Source organism: Limnohabitans sp. Hippo3 (assembly GCF_003063665.1).
GTDB lineage: Bacteria > Pseudomonadota > Gammaproteobacteria > Burkholderiales > Burkholderiaceae_C > Limnohabitans_A.
The window spans coordinates 903,058-915,431 of the sequence record NZ_NESF01000001.1 but is presented as its reverse complement, the minus strand read 5'-3'; the positions used below and the strand labels follow the sequence as shown (position 1 = coordinate 915,431).

The following is a 12,374-nucleotide window of genomic DNA, read 5'->3' as shown; positions in this document are numbered from 1 at the left end:
TCCCTGCTTGTAGGCTCAGACTTTGCGGCCCCAGGGGGTGAATTTGACGGCAGCCGCTGTCGCCAAGCCATACAGCACCATGGCCCAGGCCACGAGTTGGTAGAAGTGGCCGGACGTGCCTTGGTGCTGCGCCAGCCACAAGCCTGCGCCGGCCACCAAAACCAGACGCAGCGTGCCCGCCAACACTGGCCCCATGACTCGCCCTGCGCCTTGTGAGGCAAAGTACAAAGTCAGGCCCAGTCCAAAAAATGGAAACGCCGGGCCTGCGGTCACCAAATAGTGACGCGCATAAGTCAGCACCGCCTCGTCTTGCGTGAACAGCCGGGCCCACACATCGGGCGCCAGGGTCACGACGCCCCCAATCAGGGCCAGATTGAAAGCCGACACGCCGCCAGCCACCCAGGCCACGCGCCGCGCGCGTTGCACATTGCCCGAACCCATGGCCATGCCCACCATGGGCACCGAGGCCACCCCAATGCCAAAAGCGATGGGGATCAACAAGAACTCCAGTCGTTGGCCGATGCCGTAACCCGCCAAGGCCTCGGTGCCCAGTTGGGCCAGCAGCCCGGTAAAAATCAAAATCGCCAGCACCGATTGCACCGGTGACAAACAGGCGACGGCACCCACCTTGAGGATGTCGGCAAACATGCCGCCTTGCATCTCAAAGCGTTGGCATGACATTGTCAGACGGCCCTGGCCAGTGATCAAATACCAAAGGAAATAGGCCACGCCCGCCGCAGTGGCGATGATGTGCCCCAGGGCCACCCCCACCATGCCCATGGCGGGTACCGGACCGGCACCCAAGGCCAGCATGCCGCCCAAAATGATCTGCAACAAGGCGGTGGCCACCAGCGCCACGGAGGGCGTGCGCATGTTGCCCGTGCCGCGCAAGACGGACGCCAGCGTGTTGATGAGCCAGACCAGCAGGGCACCTGCGAACAAAACGCCGGAGTAACGCACGGCTTCTTCGAGCACGGCGCCCCGGCCGCCGAGCAGTTCGTACAAGCGGGGACCGAAAGTCAGAAAAATCGCGCTGTAGATCACACCCGCACCCACGCCAATCACCAAGGCATGCAGCAGCAGGGTTTGGGCGCGTGCGGTGTTCGACGCGCCCAATGCGCGGCTGATAGCCGCCGAGACACCGCCGCCCATGGCCCCGGCTGACATCATTTGCGTGAGCATGGCGAAGGGAAACACCAGGGCCATCGCCGCCAGTGGGGCGGTGCCCAGGCGGCCCACGTAGTAAGTCTCGGCCATGCCAACCAGCACCGTCATGACCATGGCCAGCACATTGGGCGCTGCCAGACGCAGCAAGGTGGGCAGGATGGGAGCGGTCAGCAGCGTTTGCAAGTCGTTGTGCGGTCGGGTCATGGACGCATCTTGGCAGTTTGCGGTCTGGGTGCAGTGACTTAGGTGACAGGTGTCTCGGGTCCGGACCCTGACAAGAGCTCGGCCATCGGCCAGTTCAACAGTTCGGCCAGGCGGCAGACCACCCAGCGCGCTTCGACAGGCGAGACCACGGCAGGTTCGGCGAGCAGGCCCAACTCGCATTGCTGCAACACCAGCTCCTCGGTGATGCCCATGGTGAACTGCATGTTGGCGGCTTGCTCGGTCAGCAAATTGGCCAGGTCTTCGCACAACTCGTAACGCGCGGCCATGTCGCGCAGGCCCAGGGTGGGTTTGATTTTTCCGGGGGGAACATAAAGCGCCATGAATGATGGCGGGATGTGGATCTGGAATTCTTCGGTCATGGGTGTCAAGGCAATCAGGGGTGAATTAACGCACAGACCCGGGCTCGGGAACTTTTTTTTAATGGAAACCCACGCCGCCTTGTCGGGCCCGGTCAATGACGATGGACTCGAAGCAGGCGGGGTTGTCCAACATGAAAGGAAATCGATATGCGTATGTCCACCCCACTCTCGGCCCTGACTTTGGCCTTGCTGTCGCTCTGCATAGGGCAAGCCTCAGCACAAAACACGGGCCCCAAAACCCGTGCAGAAGTCCAGGCCGAACTTCAAGAGGCGGCTCGCACGGGCAACATGCCTGCCAACGACGAAAGCGGTCGCATGCTCAACGAGGTCAACCCTTCGGCCTACCCACCCAAACCGGTCGTGCCTTGCAAGACCCGCGAACAGGTCAGGGCCGAGCTGGAGGAGGCCAAACGCACAGGCAATATGGTGGCCGCTGGTGATCAGGGTTGTCTGCTCAATGAGATCAACCCTTCCGCTTACCCCGCCAAGCCTGTGGCGTCTTCCAAGACCCGAGAGCAGGTCAAGGCCGAGCTGGAAGAAGCCAAGCGCACGGGGAACATGCCTGCCAACGACGAATCAGGCCGCTTGCTCAAGGACGTGTACCCGCACCTCTATCCCAAGAAGTAAGCCCAAGACCGTGGGGTGAAAACAGGGCAGCCCGTCAGGGGCTGGCCCTGTTTCTGGCTGCAGGCTCAGACTTTTTTGACGAAAGCGGTTTTCAGCTGCATCGGTCCGAAGCCCTCGATCTTGCAATCGATGTCGTGATCACCCTCGATCAAGCGGATGTTCTTGACTTTAGTGCCGACCTTGACCACAGCGGATGAGCCTTTGATCTTCAGGTCTTTGACCAAGGTCACGGTGTCTCCGTCTTGCAGCACATTGCCGTTGGCGTCTTTCCAGACTTTGACGGTGTCGCCTGCGACGACTTCGCTGGGGTTCCATTCATGGCCGCAACTGGGGCACATCAAAAGCGTGCCGTCTTCATAGGTGAATTCTTCGTGGCATTGGGGGCAGGGTGGCAAGGTGCTCATGGTGGCGTGTGGCGCAAATGTTCGATTGTCGTCGGCAAACGCCCTGAAATGCGGCGTCCGGATTTGACGTTATGCTTGCAGCGACTGTTCTTGGACCCCTTTTTGTACATGGCTGCATCTCCCAAATCGCTCACGGGCCTCGTCCCCTTTCTGAAGCCTTACCGCGTGGCCATGGGCATGGCGGCCCTGTTTTTGCTGTTGGCAGCGGGCACCACGCTGGCTTTTCCCTGGGTCTTGCGCCAGTTGATTGACCAGGGCCTGTCGGCCGGGGCGTCGGCCGAACAGCTGTCGGGCAACTTCCTGCAGCTGTTTGGAGTGGCAGCGGCTTTGGCGGTGTTTTCTTCCGGGCGTTACTACACCGTGAGCTGGTTGGGTGAGCGCATCACGGGAGACCTGCGTAACGCGGTTTACGGCCATGTGCTCAAGCAAAGCCCCGCCTTTTTTGAAACCACGCAATCGGGCGAAGTGCTGTCGCGCCTGACCAACGACACCACGCTGGTGCAGACGGTGGTGGGTTCGTCGTTTTCGATGGGCTTGCGCAACCTGGTCATGGGGGCTGGGGCGCTGATCATGCTGGTGTGGACCAACCCGATCCTGATGCTGCAGGTGGTGGCGGTGCTGGTGGCGGTGATTTTTCCCAGTGTCTATCTGGGCCGCCGGGTGCGTCGCCTGTCGCGGGCCAGCCAGGACCGGGTGGCCGACTCCAGCGCCATCGCCTCCGAGGTGCTCAACGCCATCAGTGTGGTGCAAAGCTACACGGCCGAGGGGCGCGAAACCCGCCGCTTCATCGATTCGACCGCCCGTGCCCTGGGCACGGCGCTCGGCCGCATCCGGGCGCGCGCGGTGCTGGTGGGCTTCATCATCATGGCGTCGAGTGCGGTGTTGCTGTGGGGTCTGTACATGGGCACGCTGGCCGTGCGCGCGGGCACCAGCACCGCAGGCCAGTTGGGCGAGACGGTGTTTTATGTGATCTTGCTGGCCAGCGCCTTTGCGGTGCTGGGTGAGGTGTATGGCGACATGTTGCGCGCAGCGGGCGCGACCGAGCGTCTGATGGAGTTGCTGCACACCGAGTCGAACCTGAAGATCGCGGCCCAGCCGAAACAAGCGCCCTGGCCGCAAGGCGGCTCGTCCTTGCAGCTGGAATCGGTGCGCTTTCATTACCCCTCTCGCCCCGACACCTGGGCACTGGATCAATTGACCGGCCAGATCCACCCCGGCCAGACGGTGGCGGTGGTGGGCCCGAGCGGCGCAGGCAAAACCACCTTGTTCGATTTGCTGATGCGTTTCCATGATCCGCAGTCGGGCCGCATCGTGCTCGATGGCTTGCCTATCGACCAGATGGGCCTGCACGACCTGCGCGAGCGCATGGCCATCGTGCCGCAGGAGCCGGTGATTTTTTCGGGCACGGTGATCGAGAACATCCGTTATGGCCGACCCGACGCCAGTCTGGACGAAGTGCATGCCGCCGCAGAAGCTGCCTATGCCCAAGAGTTCATCCGCGAGCTGCCCGAGGGCTTTGACACCTATCTGGGCGATCGGGGCGTGCGTTTGTCAGGCGGGCAGCGCCAGCGCATCGCCATCGCACGGGCCATTTTGAAGAACCCCCCGCTCTTGCTGCTGGACGAAGCCACCAGCGCGCTGGACGCCCAAAGCGAAAAAATGGTGCAGGCCGCGCTGGACAAAGCCATGGTCGGCCGCACCACCCTGGTCATTGCGCACCGCTTGGCCACGGTGCAACGCGCCGACGTGATCTGGGTGCTGGAGCGTGGTCGCCTGATGGAGCAGGGCACACACGCCGAGCTGCAGGCCAAAGGCGGTTTGTACGCCAGCCTGGCGGCGCTGCAGTTCAATGCGGCGCAAAGCAGCTGAACACGGCTTCGCCCAAGGCTGACCCCCTCACAACCTTCGCGCACGGGGGTGCGCTCCCACGCGCAAGCCGCCCGTTCTTGAGCCCATAGGCCATGCCCAGCGCAAGGGGTGTGGCTCAAGTCGGCTTGTCGTCGGCTTTTTCGGTCGCCTGATCGGCGGCTTCTTGTGCGGCTTTCTCTCGCGCCCGCTGCTGGCGCGTTTGTTCTTGCGCCTTGCGCACGTCGTGCATCTGCCAAAAGGCAAACACGAACACCAGACCAAAAATGCCCAACTCCAACCAAATTCCCATGGCTTGACCTTTCGGGTGTCGATGTGTCAATAAAGATTGACAGTATGAATTATCAGGTTATATTGACAGTTAAGCCTGTCAGCTTGGGTTGACGGGCCTTCCCTTTCGGAGGTCCCATGAGTCTGTTGACACGCGCCGAGCAAGCCCTGAACACGCATTTTGACCAAGCCGCAGGTGTGGGCGCCCCCTCTCGGCTGGTGGCGGCCATGCGGCATGCGGTGTTCTCTGGTGGGGCCCGCATCCGACCACAGCTGTGCATGGCGGTGGCCACCGCCTGTGGCGACGACGCCCCTCAGTTGACCAATGCCGCCGCTGTGGCCCTCGAGTTGATGCATTGCGCCTCTTTGGTGCATGACGACATGCCTGCCTTTGACAACGCCGACACCCGGCGCGGTCGCCCCACGGTGCACAAGGCCTTCAGCGAACCGCTGGCGCTGCTGGCCGGTGACGGCCTGATCGTCATGGCTTATCGCGTGTTGTTGCAAGCCGGTGCGCAGCGGCCCGACCGTCTGATCGCCCTGATGGACAACATGACCACGGGCGTGGGCCTGCCCAACGGCATCGTGGCCGGTCAAGCCTGGGAGTGCGAGACCAGCGCCGATCTGGGCCAATACCAGCGCGCCAAAACCGGTGCCTTGTTCGTTTCGGCCACTTGCGCGGGTGCACTCAGCTGCGGCTACGAGCCCGAGCCCTGGGCACCATTGGGTGCCTTCCTGGGTGAGGCGTACCAAGTGGCCGACGACATCCGCGACGTGATCGCCGACGCCGCCACCTTGGGTAAACCAGCTGGCCAGGACGCCCTGCACGCCCGCCCTAGCTCGGCCCAGGCACTGGGCCTCGACGGGGCCATTGCCCACTTTGACCACCTGATCGCGCAGGCCGCCTCGTCGATCCCGGCCTGCTCGTGCCGCGACATGTTGCGCCAACTGGTCCAGCTCGAAGCCGAGCGCCTGGTGCCCAAGGCCTTGTGCGAAGGCTACTTCAAGACCCACCCGGCCGTCGCCCCGGCCCGCATCCGTGCGCCGCATTGAGCGCTGAGCACGCAAGACACCAAGGAAGCCGCATGTCCCAACCTCTGGATTTGGCCGCCATGCAGGCCCACACCGCCCCCACTTCTTTCAAGGACGCTTGGCAAGCTCGCTTGGAGCGTTGGTACGCGCACCCCGGTCTGTACCGCTGGTCGCTGCGCAATCCGCTCACGCGCTGGCTCACGCGCCGCCGCACCCGCAAGTTGTTTGATCTCATGGCCGGGTTCGTGCACAGCCAGGTGCTGCTCGGCTGTGTGCGGCTGGACCTGTTTCGCGCACTCCACCAAGCACCTGCCAATCTGACGGATTTGTCGCGCCGTACAGGGCTGGCCCCGGCTGTGTTGCAGCGTTTGTTGTTGTCCGCCGTGGCGCTGGGCCTGCTGGAGCACCGCAGCCAAGGCCGTTTTGGCCTGGGGCCGCTGGGCGTGCCGCTGGCGCAGCACGAAGGCATTGCCCAGATGATCGAGCACAACCACCTGCTCTACCAGGACATGCAGGACCCGGTCCAGTTCCTGAACAACGCCTGGAGCGGCGGCATGGCCGAGTATTGGCCCTATGCCCACGAAAAACCCGCTGTCCCCATGCCCGCAGAGCAGGTGGACAAGTTCACCCGTTACTCGCAGCTCATGGCCGCCTCGCAAGGCTTTGTGGTGCAGGAAATTTTGTCGTCCTACTTTTTTGACGAGCACCGATGTGTGCTTGATGTGGGTGCGGGCAAAGGCCGTTTTGTCAGTGAACTGGCTGCACACGCACCGCACCTGCAGTTCAAGATGTTCGATCTTCCGCCGGTCCTCGAGCTGGCCCGCGAAGGCTTGCAGGCCAAGGGTTTGACGCAGCGTGTGAGCCTGCACCCGGGTAGCTTTCTGGACGACCCGCTGCCCGAAGGGGCTGACCTGATCACCCTGGTGCGCGTGGCACACGACCACCCCGATGCGGTGGTGCGGCAGATTCTTCAAAAAGCCCATGCCGCCTTGCCGGTCGGCGGCGTCTTGCTGCTGGCCGAGCCCATGGCCCAGCCCGACGAAGAAGCCGGTCAACCCGAAGCCTCGGTCGATGCCTACTTCCATTTTTACCTGCTGGCCATGGGGGCAGGGCGGCTGCGCACGCCACAGGAGCTGCAAACCATGATGCAAGAGGCGGGCTTTACCCATGTGGAGCAGGTGCCCAACGCCATGCCCATCCACGCCCGCATCCTTTTGGGGCGCAAATCTAAGTGTTTACCCTTGGTTTCTGAGAATAGTGTCAATTAACTTTGACATATAGCAATGTAAAGCAAAGAATACAAGCATGAGATCTCAAGCCGTCGTCTTCAACAGCCCCAAGCAACTGAGCTTGCAGGCGCTGGACTTGCCCGAATTGCAGGCCGGTCAGCTGGACGTGGCGGTCGAATACAGCGGCATCAGCACCGGCACCGAGCGCATGCTCTGGGACGGCAGCATGCCGCCCTTCCCGGGCATGGGCTACCCGCTGGTGCCCGGTTACGAGACGGTGGGCCGCGTGGTTCGCGCCGCCTCGGACACCGGCGTGCGAGCCGGGCAACGTGTGTTTGTGCCGGGCGCCAATTGCTTCACCGGGGTCAAAAGCCTGTTTGGTGGCGCGGCTTCGCGACTGGTGGTCACTGCGCAAAAAGTCGTGCCCGTGGCCGAACACCTGGGCGCGCAATCGGTGCTGCTGGCGCTGGCTGCCACGGCCTACCACGCGGTGTCGGGTGGTGGTCAGCAAGACCCGTTCGCACCGCCCGAACTCATCGTGGGTCATGGTGTCATGGGCCGCTTATTGGCCCGTTTGACCGTGGCCGCCGGCTTGCCCGCCCCCACGGTGTGGGAAACACAGGCCGAGCGATTTGTCGGGGCTGAGGGCTACACCGTGGTGCAGCCGCAAGACGACCCACGCCGCGACTACCGAACCATTTACGACGTGAGCGGCGACGGCAGCCTGCTCAACGGTCTGATCCAGCGCCTGCGCCCCGGTGGCGAGTTGGTGCTGGCCGGTTTTTACAAACAAGACCTCTCATTTGCCTACGCACCGGCCTTCATGCGCGAAGCGCGCATGCGCATCGCCGCCGAGTGGAAACGCCCGGACTTGTTGGCCGTCAACGAGCTGGTGAACACCGGCCGTTTGTCGCTCGACGGCTTGATCACCCACACCCAGCCATCGACGCATGCTGGTTCTGCTTACGAGACTGCCTTCGGAGATGCGAGCTGTCTCAAGATGATTCTGGATTGGAGTGCTTCCGCATGAATACCTCAACTGACGCCGCCACCCCCTCACAGCCCATCAAATTTGTCGAAGTGCTGCGCCGTGAGGCCGACGTCGAGCCCGACGCCGTGAGCACCACCGAGGTGACCAAAGAGACACAAATCATTGCCATCTACGGCAAAGGCGGCATTGGCAAAAGCTTCACGCTGGCCAACCTGTCTTACATGATGGCCCAGCAAGGCAAAAAAGTGCTGCTGATCGGCTGCGACCCGAAAAGCGACACCACCAGTTTGCTGTTCGGCGGTAAAGCCTGCCCCACCATCATCGAGACCTCCTCGCGCCTCAAACTCTCCGGTCAGGCCGTGAGCATTGGTGACGTCTGCTTCAAGCGCGATGGCGTGTTCGCCATGGAACTCGGTGGTCCCGAGGTCGGTCGCGGTTGCGGCGGCCGGGGCATCATCCACGGCTTTGAGACGCTCGAAAAACTCGGTTTCCACGACTGGGGTTTTGACTATGTGCTGCTCGACTTTTTGGGCGACGTGGTCTGCGGCGGCTTTGGTCTGCCCATAGCCCGCGACATGTGCCAAAAAGTGATCGTGGTCGCCAGCAACGACCTGCAATCGCTGTACGTCGCCAACAACGTGTGCAGTGCGGTGGAGTATTTCCGCAAGCTCGGCGGCAACGTGGGCGTGGCCGGCATGGTCATCAACAAAGACGACGGCACGGGCGAAGCCCAAGCCTTTGCCAACAACGCCGGTATCCCGGTGTTGGCCGCCATTCCGGCCAACGAAGACATCCGCCGCAAGAGCGCGAGCTACGAGATCATCGGCCGGCCTGACGGCGAGTGGGGCCCGCTGTTTGCCGAGCTGGCCAAGAACGTGGCCGAAGCGCCTCCGATGCGCCCGAAACCCCAGACCCAGGACCAGTTGCTGGGCCTGTTCAGCGCCGACGTGGTGGGCCGCAATGTGGTGCTGGAGCCCGCCACCGTGTTCGACATGGTGGGTAAACACGAAGACATCAAACCCTCGCTGGAAGTCGTCTACGACGCGGCCTGAACCGCTCAAGACACACCCACAGGAACAGGCCATGACACGCACCATACCGATTCACCCCAGCGCCGACGCTGCCAAGCCCGCCGCTTTGCAAGGCGACGGCATGGGTTGCCACGCCGGCACCGAGGCCATGGTGGCTGCGGCCAAAGAGGCGGGCAAGTCCGAGGTGCTCGACCAATACGCCCGCGATTACCCGCGCCAGCCCGATGCCGGTCCGCACGACCAGCCGCAAAGCATGTGCCCGGCCTTTGGCTCGCTGCGTGTTGGCTTGCGCATGAAGCGCACCGCGACCATCTTGTCGGGCTCGGCCTGCTGCGTCTATGGCCTGACCTTCACCTCGCATTTTTACGGCGCCCGCCGCAGCGTGGGCTATGTGCCGTTCAACTCCGAGTCGCTGGTCACGGGTAAGCTGTTTGAAGACATCCGCGAAGCGGTGCACGCCGAGGCCGACCCGAAGCAGGTCGACACCGTCATCATCATCAACCTGTGCGTGCCCACGGCCAGTGGCGTGCCGCTGCAGCTGCTGCCCAAAGAGATCAACGGCGTGCGCATCATCGGCATCGATGTGCCCGGTTTTGGCGTGCCCACGCACGCCGAAGCCAAAGACGTGTTGGCCGGAGCGATGCTGAAATACGCCCGCGAAGAAATCATGAGCGGCCCGGTGGCCGCGCCCCGCGCCGGTCGCGGTGACAAGCCCACGGTGGCCTTGCTCGGCGAGATGTTCCCGGCCGATCCGGTCATCATCGGCCAGATGCTCGCGCCCATGGGCCTGGCCGCTGGCCCGGTGGTGCCCACCCGCGAGTGGCGCGAGCTGTATGCCGCGCTCGACTGCTCGGTGGCCGCGGCCATCCACCCGTTTTACACCGCCAGCGTGCGCGAATTCAAAGCCGCCGGTCGCCCCATCGTGGGCTCCGCCCCGGTGGGTTTGGAAGGCACACAAGACTGGTTGCAAAACATTGGTCAGTCTGCAGGCATTGCGCAGGCGCAAATCGATGTGGCGCGCAACCAGTCGTTGGCCCAAATGCGTGGGCTTTTGATGCAAAAACCGATCAAGGGACGCATCACTCTGAGCGGCTACGAAGGCTCCGAGTTGTTGGTGGGCCGTTTGCTCGTCGAGTGTGGTGCCGATCTGCGCTACGTGGGCTCGGCCTGCCCCGCCACCGAGTGGAACGCCCAAGACATCGCCTGGCTGCAGGCCAAGGGCGTGCAGGTGCAAATGCGCGCCTCGCTGGAGCAAGACCTCAACGCCATGTACGAATACCGGCCGCAGTTGGCCATCGGCACCACGCCGGTAGTGCAGATCGCCAAGCAAAACAGCGTGCCATCGCTCTACTTCACCAACCTGATTTCGGCTCGTCCCTTGATGGGCGTGGCCGGTGCCGGGTCTTTGGTGCAAGTGGTGCAAGCGGCCATGGGCAACCAGGCCCGCTTTGACGCCATGAAGGATTTCTTTGGCGATGTGGGCGCAGGCCACGCCGCAGGCGTGTGGGAGTCGGTGCCCAAAGACCGGCCCGAGTTCAAGGCCGAAACCCGCCGCCAGATTGAAAAGCTCTTGAAAAAGCGCAAAGCCGAGGAGATGGGTTCATGAACCAGGTCACACCTCCTCCCAGCACCGTGGCCAAGCCCAAATCGCCACTGATCCTCGACCATGACCGCGCAGGCGGGTACTGGGGCGCGGTGTATGTGTTCACCGCCATCAAGGGTTTGCAGGTGGTGATCGATGGCCCCGTCGGCTGCGAAAACCTGCCTGTCACCTCGGTGCTGCATTACACCGACGCTTTGCCGCCCCACGAGTTGCCGATTGTGGTGACCGGTCTGGCCGAAGAGCAACTGGGCCGTGAGGGTACCGAAGGCGCAATGAAGCGCGCTCATGCCACACTCGACCCTGAGTTGCCCGCGGTGGTGGTGACCGGCTCGATTGCCGAGATGATCGGTGGCGGCGTCACGCCCGAAGGCACCAACATCGCCCGCTTTTTGCCACGCACCATCGACGAAGACCAGTGGCAGTGCGCCAACCGCGCGATGTACTGGCTGTGGAGCGAGTATGGTCTGCGCAAAGTGCCTGCCCGCAAGCCTTTTGAAGACCGTCCGGCGGGCGAAAAGCCGCGCGTCAACATCATTGGGCCTTGCTACGGCACTTTCAACAGCGCCAGCGACCTGGCCGAGATCCGCCGCCTGGTGCAAGGCATCGGTGCCGAGGTCAACATGGTCTTTCCGCTGGGCAGCCACTTGGCCGATGTGTCGCGCCTGGTCGAGGCCGATGTGAACATCTGCATGTACCGCGAGTTTGGCCGCATGTTGTGCGAGGCGCTGGAGCGCCCTTATTTACAAGCGCCGATTGGCCTGCACAGCACCACCAACTTTTTGCGCAAATTGGGTGAGTTGCTGCACCTGGACCCCGAGCCTTTCATCGAGCGCGAAAAGCACACGACGCTCAAGCCCATGTGGGACCTGTGGCGCTCGGTCACGCAAGACTTTTTTGCCACCGCCAGTTTTGCCGTGGTGGCGGGCGAGACCTATTCGCGGGGGCTGAAAAACTTCCTCCAAAACGAAATGGGCTTGCCCTGTCGCTTCAGCGTGTCGCGCACCGCGGGCACCAAGACGGACAACGCCGCCGTGCGCGAACTGGTCAAAACGCAAACGCCGCTGATCATGTTTGGCAGCTACAACGAGCGCATGTACCTGAGCGAAATCTCGGGCGGCAGCCCCATGCGTGCGGCCTTCATTCCCGCGTCCTTTCCCGGCGCGATCATCCGCCGCCACACCGGCACGCCTTTCATGGGCTACAGCGGCGCAAGCTACCTGATCCAGGAGGTGTGCAACGCGCTGTTCGATGCGCTGTTCCACATCCTGCCGCTGGGTACCGAGATGGATAAAGTCGAAGCCACGCAAGCGCGTGGCGTGGTCGCCCCCAACGCCAGCTGGCAAGACCAGGCCCAGCAGCGCTTGCGCGATGTGGTGCAAAGCCAGCCGGTGCTGGTGCAGATTTCAGCGGCCAAGCGCTTGCGCGACCAGGCCGAACAACTCTCGCAGGCCCAAGGCCACAGCGAGGTGACCGAAGCCCATGTGAACGCGGCCAGCCGCGAACTGGGTCTGGGGGTGACGGCATGAGCGCACCAGCCTTTCAAACCAACACGGGTGCTGCCCCTGGCAGT

General features: G+C 63.0%; 12 protein-coding genes. 8 read left to right on the top strand and 4 right to left on the bottom strand.

Features of this window, described 5'->3' with window-relative positions:
- Nucleotides 1-15 precede the first annotated feature (15 nt).
- Together B9Z34_RS04265 and B9Z34_RS04260 are read right to left on the bottom strand one after the other, a co-directional pair.
- Nucleotides 16-1,371, bottom strand: coding sequence for an MATE family efflux transporter (locus tag B9Z34_RS04265; protein WP_108426804.1), 1,356 nt, complete (start codon nucleotides 1,369-1,371; stop codon nucleotides 16-18).
- 38 nt (nucleotides 1,372-1,409) lie between these two features.
- On the bottom strand, nucleotides 1,410-1,751 hold the full coding sequence (locus tag B9Z34_RS04260) for an ATPase with chaperone activity (RefSeq protein ID WP_108426803.1): 342 nt from the start codon (nucleotides 1,749-1,751) through the stop codon (nucleotides 1,410-1,412).
- Between the two features lie 153 nt (nucleotides 1,752-1,904).
- On the opposite strand from B9Z34_RS04260, the gene B9Z34_RS04255 reads away from it, so the two are divergent.
- Nucleotides 1,905-2,378, top strand: coding sequence for a DUF4148 domain-containing protein (locus B9Z34_RS04255; RefSeq protein WP_108426802.1), 474 nt, complete (start codon nucleotides 1,905-1,907; stop codon nucleotides 2,376-2,378).
- A gap of 65 nt (nucleotides 2,379-2,443) precedes the next feature.
- On the opposite strand, the gene B9Z34_RS04250 is transcribed toward B9Z34_RS04255, so the two are convergent.
- The gene (locus tag B9Z34_RS04250) at nucleotides 2,444-2,782 is read right to left on the bottom strand and encodes a zinc ribbon domain-containing protein YjdM (protein ID WP_108426801.1); all 339 of its coding nucleotides are present in this window, start codon (nucleotides 2,780-2,782) and stop codon (nucleotides 2,444-2,446) included.
- A gap of 108 nt (nucleotides 2,783-2,890) precedes the next feature.
- Between B9Z34_RS04250 and B9Z34_RS04245 the strand changes: the two genes are divergently transcribed.
- Nucleotides 2,891-4,651: an ABC transporter transmembrane domain-containing protein gene (locus tag B9Z34_RS04245; RefSeq protein WP_108426906.1), complete on the top strand. Its 1,761-nt coding sequence runs from the start codon at nucleotides 2,891-2,893 to the stop codon at nucleotides 4,649-4,651.
- Between the two features lie 115 nt (nucleotides 4,652-4,766).
- Here the strand turns inward: B9Z34_RS04245 and B9Z34_RS14600 are convergent, their stop codons facing one another.
- On the bottom strand, nucleotides 4,767-4,940 hold the full coding sequence (locus B9Z34_RS14600) for a hypothetical protein (protein WP_199220052.1): 174 nt from the start codon (nucleotides 4,938-4,940) through the stop codon (nucleotides 4,767-4,769).
- Nucleotides 4,941-5,056: 116 nt separating this feature from the next.
- On the opposite strand from B9Z34_RS14600, the gene B9Z34_RS04240 reads away from it, so the two are divergent.
- From B9Z34_RS04240 to bchZ, 6 genes are read left to right on the top strand one after another with little or no spacing between them, the layout of a single operon-like run.
- A complete protein-coding gene (locus B9Z34_RS04240; RefSeq protein ID WP_108426800.1) occupies nucleotides 5,057-5,971 on the top strand; it encodes a polyprenyl synthetase family protein in 915 nt (304 codons plus the stop codon).
- A 32-nt stretch (nucleotides 5,972-6,003) separates the two neighbouring features.
- On the top strand, nucleotides 6,004-7,218 hold the full coding sequence (locus tag B9Z34_RS04235; protein WP_108426799.1) for a methyltransferase: 1,215 nt from the start codon (nucleotides 6,004-6,006) through the stop codon (nucleotides 7,216-7,218).
- Between the two features lie 37 nt (nucleotides 7,219-7,255).
- On the top strand, nucleotides 7,256-8,209 hold the full coding sequence (bchC, locus tag B9Z34_RS04230) for a chlorophyll synthesis pathway protein BchC (RefSeq protein WP_108426798.1): 954 nt from the start codon (nucleotides 7,256-7,258) through the stop codon (nucleotides 8,207-8,209).
- Complete coding sequence (locus B9Z34_RS04225; RefSeq protein WP_108426797.1) at nucleotides 8,206-9,222, top strand: chlorophyllide a reductase iron protein subunit X; 1,017 nt, start codon at nucleotides 8,206-8,208, stop codon at nucleotides 9,220-9,222. Before bchC ends, B9Z34_RS04225 begins: the two co-directional genes overlap by 4 nt.
- Nucleotides 9,223-9,253: 31 nt before the next feature.
- Nucleotides 9,254-10,807 carry a chlorophyllide a reductase subunit Y gene (bchY, locus tag B9Z34_RS04220; RefSeq protein WP_108426796.1) on the top strand — a complete coding sequence of 518 codons (1,554 nt, stop codon included), beginning with the start codon at nucleotides 9,254-9,256 and terminating at the stop codon, nucleotides 10,805-10,807.
- Nucleotides 10,804-12,330: a chlorophyllide a reductase subunit Z gene (gene bchZ / locus B9Z34_RS04215; protein ID WP_108426795.1), complete on the top strand. Its 1,527-nt coding sequence runs from the start codon at nucleotides 10,804-10,806 to the stop codon at nucleotides 12,328-12,330. Before bchY ends, bchZ begins: the two co-directional genes overlap by 4 nt.
- The last annotated feature ends 44 nt before the right edge of the window (nucleotides 12,331-12,374 follow it).